Source organism: Pleomorphomonas oryzae DSM 16300 (assembly GCF_000422965.1).
GTDB lineage: Bacteria > Pseudomonadota > Alphaproteobacteria > Rhizobiales > Pleomorphomonadaceae > Pleomorphomonas > Pleomorphomonas oryzae.
In genome coordinates this window covers 613,881-635,322 of record NZ_AUHB01000001.1, presented here as the reverse complement: position 1 = coordinate 635,322, position 21,442 = coordinate 613,881, and the positions used below count along the sequence as shown (strand labels likewise).

Here is a 21,442-nt window from a genome sequence, read left to right as displayed (position 1 = left end):
GGAGAAACTCAGCCTGGCCGGCGTCCGTGTGGATCACCGCATTTCGAACCTGATAATTCGCTTGTCACGCAAGACGAGGAACAAGCGTTCGTCCAGAAACACCGCTTTTCTGATCGCTGTGATGGTCACGTGATGTGACAGGCCCAATAGAAGAATGGCAAACGCGGCCCCAACAAAAAGCCACCACCATGCGAAGAAGGCGGCCAATGCGATGCCCGTCACAATGGCAGCGGACATGGCTATCCCGAGCAGGAATATCAGGAAACCTGTCCCGGTGCCGCTGAACGTTGTTTTCAAAGCTGAACGACGGTCGACGTGGAGCGCGATTCGCCCTTCCTCGTAGGCACGTTTTGTCTTGGACCATGACAGCGAGTTGATGTCACAGAGCCTGCCACAGGTCGGTCTATCGGCTTCGATCATGGCGTGAAACCCGAACTCACCAATCCAAGACGCCTCGGCTACATCAAGGGATGCGACGGGCTCTTCTACTCTTTAAGGTGGTGGATTCCAAGCGGAGTACGGCTTCCTACGGAGCCGGTCGACGGCTGACGCCAGTCCTGCACGAGCCCTGCACAAAAAACCTGAGAAGCTGCTGAAATCCGCCCAATCCGCTGCGATCCGGCATGCGACGACAGGGCATGTCGATGCGTGTCCGCCCTCATCCTTTCCCCACCCATTGCCTTCCCGATCGTCTCGTCCGGGATGCCTGGTGGCTCGCCGAACCGACGCCCGCCAACAAAGCCGCGCCAAGCCGCCTCGCTCCCGCGCCGCATGACGCGACGGCGATACCTGTCGCGCGTCTTGCGCCGCCTGCCCCGCTCTCAACCGGAATCATTCGCTCATGACTCTTTCTGCCGCTGAGCATCGCTCCATTTATGTCGGTCCTGCACTCTGGGTCAGGCGCCGCCTCGTCGCTCTTGGCGTGCTGGTGGCGATCGCCGACTTCCTCTTCTATTTTGAGCCGGCAGCCGGTTTGCCAATCGCGCTCTTCCTGGTCTTGCTGTTTGTGTCGGCTGCGGCGTTCAATCAGCTTCGGTCTTCCACGATCTGGCGCCTTGCCGCCGCCGCCCTCCTGCTGGCGGCCACCGTTGCATTGATCTTCGATGCCGATCCGCTGTCCGTTCCACTCGCCATCGGCTTTTCCTTTGTCGGCGCCGTTTTGTTCGTTCATGGCGCCGTGGGCTGGATGCCGATTGCCAGGACAGCCCTTCTGCTGCCCCTCGTCGGTTGGTTGCGGCTTAGCCGCGATTTGCTGCGCGTCAGGCGAGCGGTGATCCGGCGTGGAGGGTTGCGCTTCGACATCACCAGCTGGATTGTGCCCGTTGGCCTGTCGTCCTTCTTCCTCGCCGTGTTTCTCATCGCCAACCCGGTCATCGACCGCTGGGCCATCTTGTTGCAGCCTGACTATCCGATGGGCGGCTATGTTCAGCGTGTCCTCTTCTGGATGATGACAGCGCTTGTCGTCTGGCCGTTCCTGCATCTCGTCAGAAAGCGGCGTGCCTCAAAAGCGCCCGTCTGCTTGCCGGTCATGAACGGCCTTTGGGCGGGCTTTCTCGACGACATCGCCATCCGGCGGTCGCTCATCTCCTTCAACCTGTTGTTTGCGCTGCAGACGTTCACCGATCTCGGTTATCTATGGGGTGGAATGGCTCTGCCGGAAGGGATGACCCACGCCGAATATGCTCATCGTGGCGCCTATCCGCTGATGGCAGCCGCGATGGTGGCCGCCGCCTTCGTTCTGATTGCGCTTCGCCGTCGGCAGGGTGAGCGACACCCGAGGGACTTGCAGCCTCTCCTGACCGTCTTCGTTGGGCAAGGGCTACTGCTGGTCGCCTCGTCGATGCTCCGCCTCGATCTTTATGTCGAAGCCTATTCGCTGACGCTCTGGCGTGTGGCAGCCTTTGCTTGGATGGGACTGGTCGCCTTCGGCTTCGTCACCATCCTGATCCGTATTTTCAAGGAATGTTCTACACGCTGGCTGCTGGGCGTGAATGCGGGCACGGCTCTCCTCACGCTCTGGGCGTGCTGCTTTGTGGATTTTGCCGGCCTGGTCACGAGCTTCAACATTGCTCATTCGCGCCAGGCCACAGGGCAGGGGCCGGATCTCGACCTTATCTACCTCATCCACACCTTTGGGCCACGGGCCATACCGGCGCTCGACGCCCACCGCGACATCTTGGCCGGACATGGCGATAGCCTGTCCGTCTACAACCAAAACATAGGGGACTACACATCTCTCGACGATTGGCGCGATCAGGCGGCAATCGACGTTCGTACCACCGATCTTGGCTGGCGAACCTGGAGCTTTGCGGATTGGCGGCTGAAGCGCTATTTGTCGCAAGCGCCTCTGTGGACCGTTCACGAACCCCGGTGACCTCGCCATGCAGTCTGCTTCCATCTTGGTGGTCGATGACGATCCCGCCATCCGCTCGGTGATTACCTTTGCCTTGGAAAAGGCCGGTCACCGCACGCGTGCCGCAGGCGATGGCCGGCAAGCGCTGACCCTGTTTGCCGCCGAGGCGCCCGACCTCGTCGTTCTCGACATCGGCATGCCGGAGATGGACGGGTTCGCTGCCTGCCGCGAAATCCGCAAGGTCAGCGAGGCGCCGATCCTGTTCCTGTCGGCCCGCGATGAGGAAATCGATCGCATATTGGGGCTCGAGCTCGGCGGCGACGATTATGTCACCAAGCCGTTCTCGCCGCGCGAACTGGTGGCGCGCGTCGCCGCCATCCTGAAACGCAGTCTGGGGCCGAGGGAGGTGAAATCCGAGGAGCGTCGCCTCGGCCGGGGCATCGTCTCGCTCGATCCCGATGGGTATCGCACCTTTGTCGACGAGCAGCCGGTGGCCCTTACGGCTCAGGAGTTTGCCATTCTACGGGCGCTGATGAGCCGGCCGAACCAGGTGTTCGATCGCGAGCGGATCCTCGAGACGGCTTGGCCGGATGCCATCCACGTCTCCGACCGCACTGTCGACAGCCACATTCGCAACATTCGCGCCAAGCTCGGAGCGGCCGGGTGCGTTACGGCCATCGAAACTGTGCATGGCATCGGTTTCCGGCTCGGTTCTTGCGCGGCGGCATCGTGAGTACCCCGGCACCACGGGTACGGCAAAAGTGGCGGCCGCGCCTCGGCCTCGTCGTCGCCTCGGTGCTGGCGCTGGTCGCCTGCCTGCCGCTCGGCAGCGTGGTTTTCTTCCGCATCTATGACAATCAGTTGGTCCGTCAAACCGAGGCCGAACTGATCGCCCAGAGCGTTGCCATTGCCGCGCGGATCAGCGCCGACCTTTCAGCGCAGCCTCCGGCCAACCTGCGGCTTGGGCCGCCGGTGCGGGTCGGCACGCCGAATGCCGACGGTCTCGCCCCCGTCTTGCCCCGCCTTGATCTTGCCATCGACGATGCCCTGCCGATGCGTCCGGAGGCGGCCCCGGGTACAGGCTCCGCGAATTCGCCTCTTGCTGATCTTGGTCTTCGCCTCAAGCCTGAGCTGGCTCAGATCAGCGCGGCGACCCTGGCCGGTTTCCGCATCCTCGATGCCGATGGAATGGTGGTGGCCGGTGGAACCGAGGTGGGGCAGTCGCTGGCCGCTCTGCCTGAGGTAGCCGGTGCCCTGGGGGGAGAGTATCGGTCGGTATTGCGGCAGCGCAATTCCGAACGTCCGATACCGGCACTGGACTCGATCAGCCGCGGGGCAGACATCCGCGTGTTCGTTGCCTTACCTGTGGCTGTCAAAGGCCAGGTTGCCGCTGTCGTCTATGCGTCGCGTACGCCCGCCAACGCCCTCAAGCAGCTTTATGAGGAACGCCACAAAGTCGGTCTCGCTCTGTTGAGCGTGCTGGCCGCCACCTCAATGATCGGCTTCGTCTTCTACCGCACAATGATCGGGCCGGTGCAGGCCTTGATCGCGCGTACGACGGCGATTGCCGGTGGCGACCGCTCTGCCCTGAAGCCGCTCGATCATCACGGTACGGCCGAGTTCGCCCAGCTATCGCAAAGTTTCCTCGACATGGCAGCCAGCCTCGCCGTCCGCTCGGAATATGTCGCGGCCTTCGCTGCCCACGTCTCACACGAGTTGAAGTCGCCGCTGACGGCCATATCCGGGGCGGCGGAGCTTCTTGTTGATGACCTCGCCGATCCGGCCATGACTCCCGCCCAACGCTCGGAATTCCTCGCCGATATCCAATCGAACGCCGACCGACTCGGTGCGCTGGTGGCTCGCCTGCGTGAGCTGGCCCGCGCCGAGACGATGCCGACCGCCGGCGTGTGCAGACCGGCTGACCTGATCGATGCCTTGGGCGAGGGCAGGCCGGGGTTGACGATCGAGGCGACGGGTCAACTCGACCGAAGCGTTGCCATGTCGGCCGAAACGCTTGCCCTTGTTCTCAGTCACCTTGTCAATAACGCGATGCGGGCCGGTGCTGGTCGCATTACCATTTCGGCTCTGGCGGCCAACGATCGGCTCACCATGACCGTCGCGGACGATGGCCACGGCATCTCACCGGCCAACCGCGCGCGCGTCTTCGATCCCTTTTTCACGACCCACCGCGCCAATGGCGGTACCGGCATGGGCCTTGCCATCGCCCGCGCCATGGTGGCGACCCACCGGGGCAGCCTCGATCTCATGGAAAGCGACAAAGGCGCGACCTTCCGGATCAATCTGCCGCTTACCGAAGCCTAGAGAATTTCCGGTGAAAGCCGGTTCACCGAGAGTTCTCTAGCTCTTTGTTTTCACGCAAATACTGACGCAAAACCGCGGTACACTTTTGCTGGATTTGCTCTAGGCGAGGAGGGCCAATCGCCCAAACAGCCGCCGCGTCATCTTGGGAGTGTGCGACGCGGCGGCTGTCACCGAAGCCGGTCGGCTGTGGGCGGTCCCCGGGGGAAGGCCGGCTGCCCACGCCGGCTCAGACGTCGGCGAGCCTTGTCCAGGCGGCGTTGGCCCGGCTGGATGCGACAGCCGCGTTGATGAAGCGAACGCCTCGCACACCGTCGCGCACGGTCGGGACGGCCATCGCAGCTGGGTTTGGGCTGCGCTTCTCGATGCGGGCCAGGATGAGCTCAGCGGCGTCGGCGTAGATCTGAGCGAAGGCTTCGAGATAGCCCTCGGGGTGTCCGCCGGGAATGCGGCTCGCGTGGGCCGCGGCGGCGTTGGCACCCGGCCCCGAGCGGATGATCTTCCGTGTCGGTTCGCCGAAGGGTGAGAAATACAGTTCGTTGGGGTTTTCCTGAGCCCATTCGAGACCTGCCCGTTCGCCGTAGATCCTGAGGCGCAGCCCATTGGCATTTCCCGGCGCCACCTGGCTGCACCAGAGCATGCCGCGCGCGCCGCCGGCAAAGCGCAGCAGCATGCCGGCGTTGTCGTCGAGGCGTCGGCCCGGCACGAAGGTGGTGAGGTCGGCCGCCAGCGCCTCGCATTCGAGGCCGGACACATATTCGGCAAGCTGCATGGCGTGGCTGCCAATGTCGCCGACGCTTCCGGCCGCACCCGCCCGGTCCGGATCGGTGCGCCATTCGGCCTGCTTGGAGCCCATGGTCTCGGCGGCGACGGTCAGCCAGTCTTGCGGATACTCGACTTGCACCAGGCGGATCGGCCCGAGTTCACCGGCGGCTACCATGGATCGCGCCTGCCTGACCATCGGATAGCCGGTGTAATTGTGGCTGAGCACGAAAATCCGCCCTGTCTCTGCCACCAATGCCGCCAGCGCCTCGGCTTCGGCAACGGTGCGCGTCATCGGCTTATCGCAAATGACGTGAATTCCGGCCTCGAGAAAGGCGGTGGCGATGGGAGCGTGCAGATGGTTGGGGGTAACGATCGCCACGGCGTCGATCCTGTCGGGGCGCCCCGCCTCGGCTTTGGCCATCGTCTTGAAATCGGCATAGGCGCGGTCGGACGCGATATGGAGATCGGCGGCGCTGGCCCGCGCCCGTTCGGGATCGGACGATAGCGCGCCCGCCACCAGTTCGTAACGGTCATCGAGCCGCGCCGCCATGCGATGGACGGCGCCGATGAACGCGCCGCGGCCGCCACCGACCATGCCGAGCCGCAGGCGTCGACCGATCGTGGTGCTGTTGGATGCTTCGATTGTCATGGCAATCTCTCCTTCAGGCAATACCGAGGATCGCCTTGTTGGCCGCCAGATCGGTGCCGGATCCGGCGAAGTCGTCGAAGGCCTTTTCGGTCACGCGAATGATGTGATCCGCGATGAACGCAGCGCCTTCGGCCGCCCCCTGTTCAGGATGCTTGAGGCAGCATTCCCACTCCAGCACCGCCCAGCCATCAAAGCCATATTGGGTGAGCTTGGAGAAGATAGCCGAGAAGTCAACCTGGCCGTCGCCGAGCGACCGGAAGCGGCCGGCGCGATCCACCCAGGGCTGATAGCCGCCGTAGACGCCTTGGCGACCGGTCGGATTGAACTCGGCGTCCTTGACGTGGAACATCCGGATACGCTCGTGATAGATGTCGATATAGGCAAGATAATCAAGCTGCTGCAGTACGAAGTGGCTGGGATCGTAGAGCAGGCAGGCGCGCGGGTGGTTGCCGACGCGTTCGAGGAACATCTCGTAGGTGACACCGTCGTGCAGATCCTCGCTCGGGTGGATCTCGTAGCAGACGTCGACGCCGGCATCTTCGAACGCATCGAGGATTGGCCTCCAGCGTAAGGCGAGCTCGTCGAAAGCGGCTTCGATCAGGCCGGCCGGCCGCTGCGGGAAGGGGTAGAGATAGGGCCAGGCGAGGGCACCCGAGAAGGTGACGTGGGCCTTGAGGCCGAGATTGGCAGAGGCCTTCGCTGCCAGCAGCATCTGCTCGACCGCCCAGGCCTGACGAGCCCTAGGGTTGCCATGCACATCAGGTGGAGCGAAGCCATCGAGAAGCGCATCGTAGGCCGGATGGGCGGCGATCAGCTGCCCCTGGAGATGAGTGGCAAGTTCGGTCACTTCAAGCCCGGCATCGGCCAGAACGCCTCTGAGCTCGTCACAATAGGTCTTGCTCTCGGCCGCCCGGGCAAGATCGATCAACCGTCCGTCCCAGGCCGGAATCTGGACGCCCTTGTAACCGAGGCCGGCTGCCCAGCCGGCAAGGCCGGCGAGACTGTTGAACGGTGCCGCGTCGCCAGCGAATTGGGCGAGAAAGATCGCCGGTCCTTTGATCGTCTTCATCGTGTTCCTCCCTGGAGACGGGCTTTTGTGGTCGGACGCGACGCGTCGTTGAGCGCCCGCCCATATCGTGGAACAGCCCGGTCGGTTGTCGGCCACAAGTCAGCAAACGTCAGGAAAAGAGCCGGGAGGCTGCCATGACGGCATCCCCCGGCAAGTAGGCATCAATAACCGGGATTCGAACGGAACACCGGGTCCTTGATGTCGTAGACGAAGGCGCCAGCGTCACGCTTCTTCATGTAGTCGTCGTGGAAGAACGGCACGAGCTTGTCGACGTTGATATCCGCCTTGCTGAACGGGATCACCGAGACGAACACTGCCTTCTTGTAGGGCTCTTTGGCGAAGTAGGCCTTGATCTGCTGGTGGGCGATGTCGGCTTCGAGCGTGGCGGTCTCGTTCACGTCCATGGTGACGGTGCCGTCAGCCACCCATTTCCAGGCCTTTTCCTTACCGTTGCTGGCACCGAGCCAATATTTGCTCGGATCAAGGCCGGCCTCTTCCATCGCCTGCAGCACGCCCGCCATCATCTCGTCATTGTGGACATAGGCGCCGTCGAAGCCATCCGGTCCAAGGCTGGTGATGGCATCCTGCATGACCTTCTTGGCCGGATCGGCGAACCAGCCGCCCGAACCCCAGAATACCACCTGCAGATCCTTGCCGCCCGCGCCCTTGACGCCGACGCTCTCGGCGAGATTGCCGATGTCCTTGCCAGCTTCCTTGTAGGACTTGAGGAGGCCGTCCGTCTGGCCGGAGGCGGTGCCCTGACCGAGCTTGCCCTCGATCATGATCAGCCGCTTGACGTTATGCTGCATTGCGGACTGGCCGGCATACTCGCCGATCTTCACCCAGTCGTAGCCGGCAAAGCCGCCAAGACCGGGCTCGTTCGGCGGATTGTGCGTCAGATGGAACTCGGGGATGCCGGCGGCGGCCGCGAGCTTCAGAGTTTGCGAGGTGGTCTCCGGCGAATTCTGCACCACCAGCAGCGCGTCGACGCCCTGGGTGATGAAGTTCTCGACCGCCGAAATCTGGTCCGGCGCGGTCCCCTGGCCGACGACATCGAGAACGGTCCAGCCCTCGCGCTCCGCCAAGGTCTTGAACACCTCAAAGCCAGCCTTATAGAAGTCGTCGGAGTTGTCCATGTAGTAGCCGATGGTCTTGGAGCCGGCTTGGGCAAGGCCGACGACGCTGACAGAACTGATTGCAGCCAGAGCCAAAATCTTGAGTGCCAGTTTCATTTCGTTTCTCCCTATGGTCGTTATTTTGTGATGTTGTCCTTCGCTATCCGTCAGGCGGACGAGTTCTGAATGTCCGACTGCGCGCCTCCCTGCGCCGATCCTCCTTTCATCCGTTCTGCGGCCGCGGCTTGAGCGTCGGCCTGATCGCGCTTCAGAGCGCGGAACTCGGAAATTCTTGAAGAAATATCGCCGGCCGACACGGCGATGACGACGACCAGTCCCTTGGCCAGGAACTGCACTTCCGACGGCAGTCGCAGCATGTTCATCGCGTTGGCGATCGAGCCGAGGAACAGCACGCCGATCAGCGTGCCGACGATGTTGCCGCGGCCGCCGGACAGCGCCGTTCCGCCGATCACCACCATGGCGATGGTGTCGATCTCGAGGTTCTGGCCGAGCGTGATGATGCCGGTGTTGATGCGGGCGAGCAGCAAGGTTGCCCCGATGCCCACCAGCAGCCCCTGGATGACGTAGACGGCGAGCCGCATGTTCTTGACGTCGATGCCCGACAGGAAGGCGGCCCGCTGGTTGGTGCCCACCGCGTAGATGCGCCGGCCGAACTTGGTGAACTTGAGGGTCAGTCCGCCGATCAGTGCGATCGCGAAGAACAGCAGAACATAGGGCGGCATGCGCAGATCAAGGCCGGTGACCGGGTCCTTGACGCCCCCGAGCAGATTGGCGGTCAGGAAGGACAGTTCGCCCTTCATGACGACTTCGCGCGAGTTGCACAGCAGTAGCGCGATGCCCTGGAATGAAATCATGCCGCCGAGCGTGATGATGAACGGCTCGATACGCGTCCTCGAAATGATGAATCCCATCATCGTCTCGAGGATGACCGCCGAGATGACGCCAAGCAGGATCGCCGGACCGACGCCGAGCCCCCACTGGGAAATGCCCAGCGCGACGACGATAGAGACGAGCGAGGCGAGCATGCCGACCGACAGATCGATGCCGCCGGAGATCATCACCATCGTCATGCTCACGGCGATGATGCCGGGCACGGCCACCTGCTGGAGGATGTTGAAGATGTTCACGGGGCTGATGAACGTCGGAAACCGCGAACCGCCCGTCGTGATCAGCTGAAGGGCGACCACGATCACGACAAAGCTGACGAAAATCGACAAGACCGTAAGGTTTTCATATCTCTTGAAGAGAGATTCTTTGCGCGGGCCCGTCGAATGTGAGGTGCCGTGGGTGTTCACTCTATCGTTCCTCCAATCGAGAGGGTGAGGATATTTTCTTCGGTTATCTTTTCACCGATCAACTCACCGGCTATTTCGCCGCGTCTGAAAACGAGCACCCGGTCGCTCATCGAAATGACCTCCGGCATGTCGGAGGAAACCATCAGGATGGCTTTCTCTTCCTTCAGAAGATCGACCATGACCTTGTAGATTTCCTGCTTCGATCCGACATCGACGCCGTGCGACGGCTCGTCGAAGATGAACACCTCGCCGCCGGTGTTGAACCACTTGCCGAGCACAACCTTCTGCTGGTTGCCGCCGGAGAGGTTGACCGCCCGGGTTCGCGCATCCGGTGCCTTGATGTTCAGGAGTTTGCGGTATTTCTCGCCGACGGCGAATTCGTCGGCCGGACGCACCACGAATTCCCGGGTGTTCACCATGTTGGCGACCGCGACGTTCTCGGCGATGGTCTTGGTGAGGAACAGGCCGGTGTTCTGACGATCCTCGGTAATGAAGCACATCTTGTTGCGGATGGCGTCCTTGGGGCTTTTGTGCCGGACTGACCGTCCGTCGATCAGGATGTCGCCGTAAACCAGCGGCGCCGCGCCGAACAGCAACTCCATCAGCTCCGACCGGCCGGAACCGACCATGCCGGCGATGCCGAGCACTTCGCCCCGGTGCAGCTTGAAGGAAATGTCCCGCACACCGTTGCCGGTGACGTTCCTGACTTCGAGCGCCACATCGCCGCGAGGGGTATGTTCACGCTTGTAGAAGGTCGACGGATCACGTCCGACCATGTCCTTGATCAGGGTCGATTTGGAGAGACCGGCGATGGGGTAGGTGCTGACCTTTCGGCCGTCCCGTATCACCGTCGCCCGGTCGCCGACCTCGAACACCTCGTCGAGGTGATGCGAGATGTAGATGATGCCGATGCCGTCTTCCTTGAGGGTCTTGACGATATCGAGAACGGTCTCGATCTCCTGCGACGAGAAGGAGGCCGTCGGCTCGTCGAGGATGATGACGTTGCTCCGGAACACCAGCGCCTTGGCGATTTCGACGATCTTCTGCTGGCCGCTGGTCAGGTCGCTCATCTTCATGTCGGGCGACAGGTCGCTCTTGAGGTAGCGCAGCACCCGTTCGGTCTGCTCCCGCATCTCCTTGCGTTGCGGAATTCCCCAGCGGGCGATTTCGGCTCCGACGAAGATGTTCTCGGTGATGTCCAGGGCGTCGAAGACGATATGCTCCTGATAGATCGTATGGATTCCCATCTCGAGGGCCGTGCGGGGTGTCAGCGACACCTCCGCCCCGTTGAAGAAAATCCGCCCACCCTCGTCGGGCTGATAGGCGCCCGACAAGATCTTGATCAGGGTCGACTTCCCCGCTCCGTTCTCGCCGCACAGGCAATGGACCTCTCCCCTCCTGAGATCGAAGGAGATGTCCTGCAGCGCCCTGACACCGGGGAACGTCTTGGATATGTGCGACAGGCGCAGAATTTCATCCATGCTTTGACTCGCTGAGAAGGAAGACGGCATCGGATCCGGAGGTCAGCGCTTCAGGAAGTCCGGCACCTTGACGATTTCGCCGCCTTTGAGTGCCGACTGGTGCGCGCAGATACCCACGGACGTCCAGTTGGCCGACTGCTCGACGTTGGGGAACGGGTCGCGATCCTCAAGAAGCGCGTTGACGAACTCGTTGACCAGGTGAGGATGCGAACCGCCGTGGCCGCCGCCCTGAATGAAGGACAGATGGTCTGCGTCGACGATGCCACGGGTGAACTTGCGGATCGGCTCCGGCAGCAGGTGGGCGTAGTCGGGTACCTTGACGCGCTCGGCGATTTCCGGCTCGGGCTTCTTGGCCGTGTGCAGCACCGGCTCCTCGTTGCTCATCAGCTGCCACTCGAACGACTTCTTGGAGCCGTAGACGTCAATGCTCTCACGATATTGGCGCGCCGTATCCCAGAGGAAGCGCCAGATATGCGCCGCCAGGTCGGAATCCTTGATCTTGATATGGCAGGACTCGACGGCGAACTTGCTGCCCGACCGGCGGGCGCATTCGTCGTTGATCGTACCCGAACCGAAGCAGCTCACCGCTTCCGCCATGCCGCCCACCATGGCCATCAGCGGGCTGACGACATGGGTCGCATAGTGCATCGGCACCATGTCCTTCCAGTAGTCCGGCCAACCTTCCATGTCCTGCGGATGGGAAGCGGCGAGATACTGGATCTTGCCGAGTTCGCCCTTGTCGTAGAGCTCCTTGATGAAAAGATACTCCCGGCTGTACACGACGGTCTCCGCCATCATGTACTTGAGGCCGGTTTCACGGACGAGACCGACGATCTCCCTTGCCTCTTCGATGGTGGTGGCCATCGGCACGGTGCACATGACGTGCTTGCCCGCCTTGAGCGCGGCGATCGACTGCGGAGCGTGATCGGGAATCGGGCTGTTGATGTGGACGAAATCGACGTTCGGATCGGTCAATACTTCCCGGAAGTCGGTATAGCGGGTGGCGATTCCAAATTTATCGCCGATCTCATCCAGCTTGGCGCGCGAACGCTGACAAATCGCAACGACTTCAGCATTCGGATGAGCCTGATAGATCGGAATAAATTCGGACCCAAAACCAAGCCCGATGAGTCCAACTCTTACCTTCTTCATGATGGCTCCCCAGTTCACTTGTGGGGGTAGTATTGGGGAGCTATGGGAGAAAGAGAATGAGCATTCGCGCGAGATTTATGAGCTATTTTACCGCGCTCACCACGGGATCAGTCGGCGATCTTGAGGAAGGACCGCCCCCGAACCTGATCGCGATACTCCCTTGGTGTTAGTCCGGTCTCCTTTTTGAAGAAAACGCTGAGATATTCGGGATGCTCGATGCCGAGCGCCTCGCTGATTTCCGACAGCGACATTTCCGTCTCGAGCAGCAGCTCACGTACGGCATTGGTCCTGACGCGCAGGATTTCCTGGTGCGGCGTGCGGTTCAGCGCCTTGCGGAAACGCGCCTCCAGCACCCGCCGCGATAGCGGCACCTCGTGCAGAACATCTTCGACACCGATATTCGCGTGGGCATGTTGCCGGATAAAGGCCACCGCCTTCGCCACCTGTGGGTCGGCGACGGTCAGCACGTCGGTCGACACCCGTTTGCGCACCCCGAGCGGCTCGATCGAGTGCTTGCGCTCGGACAGCTTCTCACCGCTCATCATCCGGTCGAGAATCTCGGCCGCGTAGACGCCGGTCCGGAAGGCGTTGGGAATGACACTCGACAGGCTGGGCGTCGCCAGCTCGCAGAGCAGCTCGTCGTTGTCGACGCCGATCACCGCGATGTCGGCGGGGACCTTGAAATTGTAGTAGCGGCAGATCTCCAAGAGCTGCTGGCCGCACCCATCGTAACAGGCGAAGATGCCGACCGGCTTGGGCAGGCTTTCGAGCCAGCTGCGGATCTCCTCGCGCTGCGTCCACCAACGGACGCGCGGCTCCTTGCGGGTGGGGAGGTTGAAGATGCGCGAACGGATGATGTCGGGCCGTCCGAGAATGCGCTCGAAATTCTGCTGCCGCCAGATCGACCAGTTGTAGAAGGGGTCGCCGAAGAAGGCGAAGTTCTGCAGGCCGCAGTCGCGCAGATGCCCGAGGGCGAGGCGGGTAATGGCTTCGTCGTCGGTCTCGACCCAGGGAATGCCGCTCATCAGTCGGGCGGCACTGACATCCACCGTCGGCACGTTCATCGTGGTGATGATCTTGGCCATCCGATCGGTTTCGATGCGGGCAATGGCGCCGTCGAACTTCCAGTTGCCGGCGAAAGACTGGTCGATCTCGTGGCGTCCGTGCTCGGTCAGATAGAGTGTCCAGCCGTGGCGCGAGCGGGCATAGTCATGTATCCCGCGCAGGATGCCGCGGGCATAGCTGTTCGAAGTCTCGACGATGATCGCGACGTTCCGTTCTTCCACCCCACTCCCCACCACTTTCCTCGCCGCGCTGGCTCATCGGTCCAGTCGGCGCAACTCAAGCGACGTGCGCCCGCTCCGCGTCAGAATGTTCGCGGCGGCCTGGTACCGGCAGCTCACACCGTTTGAGAAACGGTAGCACAGGACCTGCCCGAACCGTCGAACGACTTTCGCCGGGTCGGGCCTTGTCTGCCATATCTATCCGGAACTTAGTTGAGCAGCTGCCTGAGGAAGCGCGCGCCGCCGGCCGCCAGCTCGTCCTGCGAGGGCGCAAGCGGCCGCCAGATCGAGGCCGCTTTGGCGATCTCGACCGCGCCCGGCGTGAAGGATTCGATCACCACCGGCCCACCATAGCCGATCTCGTGCAGCGCATCGCGGATGCCGTTCCAGTCCTGATGGCCGGTGCCGGGAATGCCGCGGTCGTTCTCGCAGGCGTGGACGTGACAGAGCAGGTCCTTGCCCGCCTTGCGGATGGCGTCCGGAATGCTCTTCTCTTCGATGTTGGCGTGGAAGGTGTCGATGTGGATGCCGTAAACCGGGCTGCCTACGTCACGAACGATGGCAATGGCCTGATCGACCAGATTGACCATGTCGCTTTCGAAGCGGTTGAGCGGCTCGACGCCAACCCGCACGCCGGCATCGGCGGCAATCTTGGCGAGTCCGCTGAGGTTGGCGATACACCAGTCTCGCTCGCGCCTTTTCTGTTCGTCGGAAATCATGCGGGTCTTGCCGACCGATGAGTAGACCGGACCGGAGAACAGGTGGCTTCCGACCGTCTCGGCAAAGCGAATGCCGTCGCGGATGTAATCGATGCCGATCCGGCGAAGCGCCGGATCTTCGTTGGAAATGTCGCGCGTTGGTCCGAAGGCGCCGCAGACGGTGATTTCGAGGCCGTTGTCATCGGCGATCCGTTTAAGCTCCTTGGCATCGATGATCGAGGGATCGTCGAGCGCCACTTCAAGAATATCGAAGCCCATTTGCCGGATCTTCGGAATAAGCCCGAAATCCTTCGTGCTGAACGGCGATGTCCAGACCCAGGTGTTCACACCGATCTTCATTTGACGCTCCTCCCAGGATCTCTTGGCTGTAATCCGCCAATTTGAACCGATCCCCACAGTGTCAGTGTCTATCGATCTGCTTGCGCGGTAAATGAGCAATCGCGCGAGTTTTTTGAGAAATCTGACCGTGGCAACTGGGGTGGTATGGGGGTGATCGGTTGGAGGCAGCCGATGGAGTCCGCGGCTTTACCTGATGCCCCCATCAGCGAGATGGTAGTCGTGGTCAGGTAACTGGCTGCATCGCTGGTCAGGAAGACGACAACGCCAACAATTTCGTTCCAGGCAGAAGCCTGGGTGATATGACACACATTGCTCGCGTGCGTGGCCTTTCGGGCGCGCGCTATTTCTCCGGGAAAGTCGATATCATCGCTTCCCCCAAAACGGTGTTCTCAAAGGAGCGTGACGCGCTCTGGCTAATGGAGCGATTTGCCCAGGGCTTTGAGCGCTTCCGGCAAGTTGGCCAGCCTCGGCATGATCTCCTGCGAGGCGCCGTAGCGGCAACTTGAGCCTTGCGTAAAGATGCTCACGGCCAGCAGGCAGAGCATGGCAAAGATAAGCCGGTTTGCGATGAACGTCAGAGCCCACCTGATCATATCGGCGACTCGCTGAGGTCCTTGATCTGCTGCGCCAGCCTGTCACGCTCTGCTTTCAGCTTGCGTATCTGACGCGCCAATTCGATCGGCACGACTGTCCCGGTGTTCGTATCCGTGAAAGCGACACCCAGTGTGTTTGCGTGCTTCCAGATCACCCGCACCCGGCGACTGTACCCCTTGGCAGGGATGATCAAGTCGAGCTCGCTCGGCACCAGCACCGGCAGTGGGAATTCGAGCCTCGCGCCACCCTGCGACACGTTCCGCACCAGGCAATCGATGGTACACCAACGGTTGTTGAAAGCGATCTGGCCTCCCAAATAGGTACGCCCTCGATGCTCCCTACGACGATCAAGCATGGCAAGTGCCTTCCTTTGAAACACATTGACGTCTCATGCTCCTATTCGGAGCAAACGAGATGCCAATGCAGTTCAGGGTAGTGGGGCTGCCTGCTTCTGGCTTTCTGGCCGATCGGAAAGCGACGGACTGGGCCCGTTTGCCCCGGAAGCGAACCTGGTGTTCGCGATCGGCGCGATTTCACTGGCCTCGAAGTTCGCCTCTGGCCGACGTCAGGCCCGCCTAGGCGTTCCCGGCAATACCCGCAGCCTGGCGAAACGAGATCAGTTTTCGGCTCTGCTCATCCCATAGAACCAGCCTCACGCATCTGAGGCTCTGCCAGAGCGTGATCCGACCGATTTCGGCGAGTTCCGGATGGTTTCGGAGAACCTCAGGCAGGCGATAGTAAGGAACCTTGCTTGAGAGGTGATGCACATGGTGGATGCCGATGTTGGCGGTCACCCAGCGCAGTACGGGCGGCAGATCATAATGGGAAGCGCCATGCAGGGCGGCTTTGGGAAACTGCCACTCCGGCTCTCTCGACCAGTGCGTTTGCTCGAACTGGTGCTGCACGTAAAACAGCCAGACGCCGATGGCCCCCGCCAGAAGGACGATCGGCAGGTGAACGACCAGAAAGGACGTGAGCCCCACCGCCCAGACCAATAGCGCCGCAATTGCTGCGACTGCAACGTTGGTGGCCATGGTCGAAATCCACGGGAGGAACCCGTCGCGCATCATGCCGAAGGGCAAACGCTGCTGGAAGAGGAAAAGCCAGGCAGGTCCGATGCCGAACATTACCAGCGGATGGCGATAAAGGCGATATTCGAGTCGTCCCCATCGGGAACGCGCGTAGTATTCCGCGACCGTCAGCGTCGTGATGTCGCCAACGCCACGCTCATCGAGATTGCCGGCCGACGCGTGATGCGAGGCATGCGCCCGGCGCCAATAGTCATAGGGAGTGAGGGTGAGCACGCCAAGGACACGGCCTGTCCAATCATCGAAGCGACGCCGGGCAAAAAAAGAGCCGTGACCGCAGTCGTGCTGGATCATGAACAGCCGCACCAGAAGCCCGGCCGCGGGAACGATCAGGACAAGGCCCCACCAGACGCCGTAGTGAACAGCCGCCCACGTCAGAACCCAAAGGCTGGCAAAGGGAATGGCTGTCACCAGCAACTCGAACGTGCTGCGTCCGGCGTGCGGCGTACGGTATTTGGCGAGGGTCTTCAGCCAGGCCTTTTCCGAGCTTTCGGAGGAGCCGGAAATCGTTTCTGCGGTCATTGTTGTTGGCCTGCCTTCTGTGGGCTGTTGAATCGATGGTGATATTCGGCATGTGAAAGGGATTGTCTGCCGGTCTGGTAACTTGCCTGAGTGTTTTGACAGGCTGGCAGAAGTCTCGGTACGGTGAACTCATGGTCCAGAGCTGTCGATACGAATTGTGCTTCAAGATCCGTATCTTGGGAATGTTCGGGAGCAATTTGCGCAGATGAAGCGCCGACGTTTGCCGCTTCCGGCGCGGCAATGCAACCGGGTGGTTGTCTATCCCGCCATTACGGCCTTTTCATGAGGCTGTCCGAAGAAGAGTTTCCGCGAATTACCTCAAGCCTCCCTCTCTAAACTTGGAAACGGTGAGCGCCTCGCCGGCAAAGCAGATGGAAGGCCGATGAACGGGAATCCCGAGCGGCTCATAAAAACTGGCTGTTCCATTCCGAGCTAACATACAACGAGAGCATATCGATCTAGGTGGATTGCGTCATATTCCCGTCGGCCCCTTCCCGACCGCGTCGTTCACAACGCCCGGTAGCTTGATCAGCCGATACGCCGACGAAGAGTTCTCGCCGAAACGTTCGGTTCTCCCATCTCACCAGTTGCACGTGTGTTTGCCTTCGCACCGTCCCATCTAAACTGCCGGCCCTTTTCAACCAACCCCTTCGGGGGATTAACACCTGTCTATCGTTCTGTTTCTTAAGTAATTTCACCTAACCGACTTCGTAAAATTCAAACCATCCTCTCAAGAGGATGTTCATCAACTTGCGGCGCAGAATGCAATCTGGGTTGTGTCCGAAACGCTAGGGACATAAAAAGCAACCACAGCGCGATACAACGATGGGTTTTAGGGCTTTCATCTACTCGATGTTCCGATGCCGTCGCTATCACGCAGGCATTCGGGCAGACAATGGTTTTCCTTCTTCCGATTCTCTCCGCTTTGCGGACAATTTGTTTTGGGCGCTGGCTCGTTATCTGGGGCGGTTTATTGCCGTCGCATCATCCGACGCGGAAAACCGTTTCCCACGTTTCCGCTCCATGCTCCTGTCTGGCTCTCGCGTTCCTTCTCGCTGTTCCCACCGCGGGGGGCGCGCAGACGAACGGCGGTGACACAGCGACAAAAGCGAACGTGTGGAGCCTTCACTGCGTCAACGTCGCGACCCCGGCAGGGTCCGACGACTCCCAGCCGTCGTCAACACGTGTGGCATGTGAGGCAAGCCAGACAGTTTCGGCGCGGCAGGGCGACCAGGATGTCGAGATCCTGAAACTGGCGATTTCATCGGTCGGCGAAGAGGGTGGAAAATCCCTGTGGGGATTGGTCACGCTGCTGCCGCTTGATGTGCTTCTCACCAGCGATTTCGGACTTGGAGCCGACAAGGTGCAGCCCGGCCTCCATCGCTATCGCAACTGCAATCATCTCGGCTGCTTCGCCGTTGTGCCGCTGACCAACAAACTTGTTGCTGGTCTCAGCCGCAGCAAGCAAGGAATGGCCTATTTCCGTTTGACAAATGGCAGGGTAGTCAAAGTCGTCTTTCCGCTTGAAGGCTTTGCCGAGGCCTTCAAGAAGCTCTCGTCCGGTAAAGACCTGCCGTCTCCAATTTTGCCGGTCGGATCCGCTGGTACACCAGAGGCGACGCAGTGAATATGTGTCGTCCCGCCATCCTCCCAGCATTCTTGCTGGAACTTCTGGCTGCCTTGCTGTCCACGCCCGGCGCTCGGGCGCAGGATATCCAGACACAGGCGCGGCAGCAGGCTGAGACGATCGAGCGGACGCAGTCCGAGGCATTTCGCCTGCAGCAAGAGCGGATGCAGGGCAGCCTCAGCCGTGCGCCCCAAGGTGAGCTCTCAGCGAAACCAGCCTTGCAGCCATCGCAAGGCAAGGAGAGCTGCTTTGCCGTCAAAACGATCGAGGTTGCCGGGGCAACGCTGGTGCCCGCCAACCGCATCGACGCCGCTGTCCGACCCTGGCAAGGACGCTGCCTGAGCCTCACAGAGATCAACGGCATCCTGGAGGCACTGACGGCGCTCTATGTCGATCGCGGTTATGTGGCGGCGCGTGCCTACGTGCCCGAACAGGACCTGTCGCAGGGACGGCTGCGCCTCACCATGGTCGAGGGGCGCATGGACGACATCGTGCTGAAGGGAGGTGGCGGTACGGCCGGCCAGCTCGCCACCGCCTTCCCGGAACTGAGGGGCAAGCCGGTCAACCTTCGACAGATCGAGCAGGGTGTCGATCAGATCAACCGGCTGAGTTCGGCCAAGGCCGGCGTCGCACTGGAGCCCGGCAAGACGCTCGGCGGTACCGTGCTCGCCGTTACCGTCGAGCGGACGAAGCCGTGGTCGGTGAGTTTCGGCGCTGACGATCTTGGCTCGCCGTCGACCGGCATTTACCAGAGCCGCGTCGATGTCGGTCTGGACAATGTTCTTGGTCTCAACGACCTCTGGCAGTTTGGCTATCAGCGCTCCATGGAGAAAAGTCCGCTGTTCTTCTCCGCCGAGCGCCCGAACAGCGACACGGTGACGGCGTCCTTCTCAATCCCTTATGGCCCGCTGACGGCCGGTATCGACGGCTCATGGAGTCAGTACCACTCCAATATCGAGGGACAATTCTCGACCATCGATACCTCCGGCCAATCGGTGTCGGTTGCACCTTATCTGACGCTCCTCCTCGATCGTGATCAGGTGTCGAAGACCTGGGCCACCGGCCGCTTTACCTGGAAATCGACCGACAATTTTCTGCTCGGCAGCCACGTCGATACGTCGAGCCGGGTACTGTCGATCGCCTCGCTGGAACTCGGCCACAGCCGGCAGTTCCTGGGCGGCATGTTGAGCGCGACACTCGCTTACCAGAAAGGCCTCGCCCTTTTCGGTGCCTTCGACGACGCTGACGCGCCGGCCTCCTCGCCCAAGGGACAGTTCGGCAAGGTAACGGCCTCGCTGGCCTATAGCGTCAGCGAGGATTGGGGGCCGGGATCGGTCAGCTTCAGTACACGTTTGTCCGGCCAGTGGTCGGACGATCCGCTGTTTGCCTCGGAGCAGATGGCGATCGGCGGCTATGGCTCGGTGCGCGGCCCTCGCGATGCGCTGCTATCGGCCGGCAACGCCTTCTACGTGCGCAACGAGCTGTCGTATCTGCTGCCCGAGCCGTCCTCGAAGGATCTCGCAGACGCGGTGGGCCGTATCGAACCCTACGTCGGTCTGGACATCGGCCGGACCTTCGCCGACGCGGCCGAAGGCAGCGAAACCGGCACGTTGGTCGGCGCGGCCATTGGCATCCGCAATCGCGGCGGCCGGGTCAGCTTCGATCTTTCTTACGCAAGTATCCTCTCCACCACGGTTTCCGGGCGTGGGCGCTGGCCGGACGGCCTCGTCCAAGCTCGCGTCTCGGTACAATTCTAGCAACAGGACCGGAGCAGAATGTCCTCGGAACTCAGCAGACCTCGATCCACGAAAGCGACCGTGACGGTCGCCTTGACCACGGCAGGCCTCGTCCTATCCGCATGCGCCGGACGGGAGGCGCATCCGATCGCCGCCACCAACCCTTCCGATAGCGTCTTCGATTGCGCCGGCATTCAGCGCGAGTTCGAGGCGAACGAGCGTCAGATACAGGCCACGCTCAAGGAGCGCTCCGCCGCTCAGGGCAAGAACGTCGTGCTCGGTGTGACGGGAGCCCTGATTTTCTTGCCGGCCCTGTTCTTCATGGACCCCAAATCTCCCGAGAAGGTCGAGATCGACGCCCTGCGCAATCGCAACAAGGTGCTCGAAGATATCGCGCGCTCCAAGAAGTGCAGCCCTCCGGTGTCGCAGTTGGCCGACGTCTACAAGAAGCTGGATGCGCCCGCGCCGCCGCCTCCGGGATCATCGAGTGCGCACTGATGCCCATAACAATCTTTACCAAAAGCCGGCGCGTCATCACCGGCGCAATGGCATGCACCGCCGTAATGTTGGTCGCCGGGTGCGTTCAGACCAAGAAGCTGGACATCGATGCCGCAAAGATTGGCAACCGGCCGGTTGCCGCCCTGCGCAATCCATCTGTGCCGATGGCAGTCGGGATCGACGTCAGCAATCCAGGCACTGAAAACCAAGCGCCGGCATTTGCAGTTGCGATCTTTCTGGTCGATGCCTCTGTCAGAGCGGCAACCGGGCTCAGCGAGCAGGCTGCAAAGGTGTCGCTCCCGTCGATCGATCCCGCGAAGATCGTCGAAGACAAGCTGCTCGCCGACCTTGCCGAGCGGTATCAGGCAAAGCCGGCAGCTAGCCTCTCGGTTCCCCTGAAGCCCATCGAATGGCGACAAGGCTGGCCAGACAAGAGCCGCATCGCGGCCATTTCGTCGGGTGCCAAGGCGCAGGGCTTCGATGGCCTCGTTCTCGACTTCGCACCCGTTGAATACGAGGGCCTGACGCAGGGCAATGGTTTGTGGATCGGCGGTCCGAAGGTTCATTTCCGCTATGCCGGCCGTTTCGCGCTGATCGATGCGGGCAAGGGCGAACTCCTCGCCTCCGCGACCTGCTTCACCGATCCGCAGGACAAAGGACACGAGCTGAACGCGGTGCTCGCGGGAGGCCAAAGCTTTGTCGACAACGAGGTCCGGCGGATCGCCGACCAATGCGCCACCGCCATCAGCAACAACGTACTGACTCACCCGTGAGGAAGCTCGGCTCTAGCCGGGATTGAGCACCGGAACAGAGACGC

At 61.5% G+C, this 21,442-nt stretch carries 18 protein-coding genes; 7 read left to right on the top strand and 11 right to left on the bottom strand.

Annotation, left to right across the window (positions count from 1 at the left end; translation table 11 throughout):
• Positions 1–33: 33 nt before the first annotated feature.
• A complete protein-coding gene (locus G522_RS0102960; RefSeq protein ID WP_026789767.1) occupies positions 34–420 on the bottom strand; it encodes a hypothetical protein in 387 nt (128 codons plus the stop codon).
• Positions 421–841: 421 nt separating this feature from the next.
• On the opposite strand from G522_RS0102960, the gene G522_RS25315 reads away from it, so the two are divergent.
• From G522_RS25315 to G522_RS0102945, 3 genes are read left to right on the top strand one after another with little or no spacing between them, the layout of a single operon-like run.
• Positions 842–2,374 (top strand): DUF4153 domain-containing protein, encoded by a 1,533-nt coding sequence (locus G522_RS25315; protein ID WP_051228176.1) that lies wholly within the window; start codon positions 842–844, stop codon positions 2,372–2,374.
• 7 nt (positions 2,375–2,381) lie between these two features.
• Positions 2,382–3,086, top strand: a complete 705-nt coding sequence (locus tag G522_RS0102950) for a response regulator transcription factor (RefSeq protein WP_026789766.1) — start codon at positions 2,382–2,384, stop codon at positions 3,084–3,086.
• Complete coding sequence (locus G522_RS0102945; protein WP_036837907.1) at positions 3,083–4,675, top strand: sensor histidine kinase; 1,593 nt, start codon at positions 3,083–3,085, stop codon at positions 4,673–4,675. The genes G522_RS0102950 and G522_RS0102945 overlap by 4 nt, the downstream gene beginning before the upstream one ends.
• A 226-nt stretch (positions 4,676–4,901) precedes the next feature.
• On the opposite strand, the gene G522_RS0102940 is transcribed toward G522_RS0102945, so the two are convergent.
• From G522_RS0102940 to G522_RS0102885, 10 genes are all read right to left on the bottom strand, one after another.
• Positions 4,902–6,086 carry a Gfo/Idh/MocA family protein gene (locus G522_RS0102940; protein ID WP_026789764.1) on the bottom strand — a complete coding sequence of 395 codons (1,185 nt, stop codon included), beginning with the start codon at positions 6,084–6,086 and terminating at the stop codon, positions 4,902–4,904.
• Positions 6,087–6,099: 13 nt separating this feature from the next.
• Positions 6,100–7,155: a sugar phosphate isomerase/epimerase family protein gene (locus tag G522_RS0102935; RefSeq protein WP_026789763.1), complete on the bottom strand. Its 1,056-nt coding sequence runs from the start codon at positions 7,153–7,155 to the stop codon at positions 6,100–6,102.
• 161 nt (positions 7,156–7,316) lie between these two features.
• A complete protein-coding gene (locus G522_RS0102930) occupies positions 7,317–8,387 on the bottom strand; it encodes a substrate-binding domain-containing protein (RefSeq protein ID WP_026789762.1) in 1,071 nt (356 codons plus the stop codon).
• A gap of 50 nt (positions 8,388–8,437) precedes the next feature.
• The gene (locus G522_RS25310; protein WP_169453467.1) at positions 8,438–9,508 is read right to left on the bottom strand and encodes an ABC transporter permease; all 1,071 of its coding nucleotides are present in this window, start codon (positions 9,506–9,508) and stop codon (positions 8,438–8,440) included.
• 74 nt (positions 9,509–9,582) lie between these two features.
• Positions 9,583–11,067 carry a sugar ABC transporter ATP-binding protein gene (locus tag G522_RS0102920; protein WP_026789761.1) on the bottom strand — a complete coding sequence of 495 codons (1,485 nt, stop codon included), beginning with the start codon at positions 11,065–11,067 and terminating at the stop codon, positions 9,583–9,585.
• A 42-nt stretch (positions 11,068–11,109) separates the two neighbouring features.
• Positions 11,110–12,219 carry a Gfo/Idh/MocA family protein gene (locus G522_RS0102915; protein WP_026789760.1) on the bottom strand — a complete coding sequence of 370 codons (1,110 nt, stop codon included), beginning with the start codon at positions 12,217–12,219 and terminating at the stop codon, positions 11,110–11,112.
• A 107-nt stretch (positions 12,220–12,326) separates the two neighbouring features.
• A complete protein-coding gene (locus G522_RS25305; RefSeq protein ID WP_051228172.1) occupies positions 12,327–13,505 on the bottom strand; it encodes an AraC family transcriptional regulator in 1,179 nt (392 codons plus the stop codon).
• Between the two features lie 206 nt (positions 13,506–13,711).
• Positions 13,712–14,560, bottom strand: a complete 849-nt coding sequence (locus G522_RS0102905; RefSeq protein ID WP_026789759.1) for a sugar phosphate isomerase/epimerase family protein — start codon at positions 14,558–14,560, stop codon at positions 13,712–13,714.
• A 589-nt stretch (positions 14,561–15,149) separates the two neighbouring features.
• Positions 15,150–15,509, bottom strand: coding sequence for a PilZ domain-containing protein (locus tag G522_RS0102890; protein ID WP_026789757.1), 360 nt, complete (start codon positions 15,507–15,509; stop codon positions 15,150–15,152).
• A gap of 220 nt (positions 15,510–15,729) precedes the next feature.
• The gene (locus tag G522_RS0102885) at positions 15,730–16,764 is read right to left on the bottom strand and encodes a fatty acid desaturase (RefSeq protein ID WP_026789756.1); all 1,035 of its coding nucleotides are present in this window, start codon (positions 16,762–16,764) and stop codon (positions 15,730–15,732) included.
• A gap of 895 nt (positions 16,765–17,659) precedes the next feature.
• On the opposite strand from G522_RS0102885, the gene G522_RS29390 reads away from it, so the two are divergent.
• From G522_RS29390 to G522_RS0102865, 4 genes are read left to right on the top strand one after another with little or no spacing between them, the layout of a single operon-like run.
• The gene (locus G522_RS29390) at positions 17,660–18,391 is read left to right on the top strand and encodes an invasion associated locus B family protein (RefSeq protein WP_084632666.1); all 732 of its coding nucleotides are present in this window, start codon (positions 17,660–17,662) and stop codon (positions 18,389–18,391) included.
• Between the two features lie 53 nt (positions 18,392–18,444).
• Positions 18,445–20,148, top strand: a complete 1,704-nt coding sequence (locus G522_RS0102875; protein WP_169453464.1) for a ShlB/FhaC/HecB family hemolysin secretion/activation protein — start codon at positions 18,445–18,447, stop codon at positions 20,146–20,148.
• Positions 20,149–20,166: 18 nt separating this feature from the next.
• Positions 20,167–20,625: a hypothetical protein gene (locus G522_RS0102870; protein WP_026789753.1), complete on the top strand. Its 459-nt coding sequence runs from the start codon at positions 20,167–20,169 to the stop codon at positions 20,623–20,625.
• A complete protein-coding gene (locus G522_RS0102865) occupies positions 20,535–21,398 on the top strand; it encodes a hypothetical protein (protein ID WP_156886796.1) in 864 nt (287 codons plus the stop codon). Before G522_RS0102870 ends, G522_RS0102865 begins: the two co-directional genes overlap by 91 nt.
• Positions 21,399–21,442: the final 44 nt, after the last annotated feature.

Bases quoted from the DNA above. Each gene is read 5' to 3' on its own strand.
- G522_RS0102960 (WP_026789767.1), bottom strand. From the start codon at position 420: ATGATCGAAGCCGATAGACCGACCTGTGGCAGGCTCTGTGACATCAAC.
- G522_RS25315 (WP_051228176.1), top strand. From the start codon at position 842: ATGACTCTTTCTGCCGCTGAGCATCGCTCCATTTATGTCGGTCCTGCA.
- G522_RS0102950 (WP_026789766.1), top strand. From the start codon at position 2,382: ATGCAGTCTGCTTCCATCTTGGTGGTCGATGACGATCCCGCCATCCGC.
- G522_RS0102940 (WP_026789764.1), bottom strand. From the start codon at position 6,086: ATGACAATCGAAGCATCCAACAGCACCACGATCGGTCGACGCCTGCGG.
- G522_RS0102935 (WP_026789763.1), bottom strand. From the start codon at position 7,155: ATGAAGACGATCAAAGGACCGGCGATCTTTCTCGCCCAATTCGCTGGC.
- G522_RS0102930 (WP_026789762.1), bottom strand. From the start codon at position 8,387: ATGAAACTGGCACTCAAGATTTTGGCTCTGGCTGCAATCAGTTCTGTC.
- G522_RS0102920 (WP_026789761.1), bottom strand. From the start codon at position 11,067: ATGGATGAAATTCTGCGCCTGTCGCACATATCCAAGACGTTCCCCGGT.
- G522_RS0102915 (WP_026789760.1), bottom strand. From the start codon at position 12,219: ATGAAGAAGGTAAGAGTTGGACTCATCGGGCTTGGTTTTGGGTCCGAA.
- G522_RS0102905 (WP_026789759.1), bottom strand. From the start codon at position 14,560: ATGAAGATCGGTGTGAACACCTGGGTCTGGACATCGCCGTTCAGCACG.
- G522_RS0102890 (WP_026789757.1), bottom strand. From the start codon at position 15,509: ATGCTTGATCGTCGTAGGGAGCATCGAGGGCGTACCTATTTGGGAGGC.
- G522_RS0102885 (WP_026789756.1), bottom strand. From the start codon at position 16,764: ATGACCGCAGAAACGATTTCCGGCTCCTCCGAAAGCTCGGAAAAGGCC.
- G522_RS29390 (WP_084632666.1), top strand. From the start codon at position 17,660: ATGGTTTTCCTTCTTCCGATTCTCTCCGCTTTGCGGACAATTTGTTTT.
- G522_RS0102870 (WP_026789753.1), top strand. From the start codon at position 20,167: ATGTCCTCGGAACTCAGCAGACCTCGATCCACGAAAGCGACCGTGACG.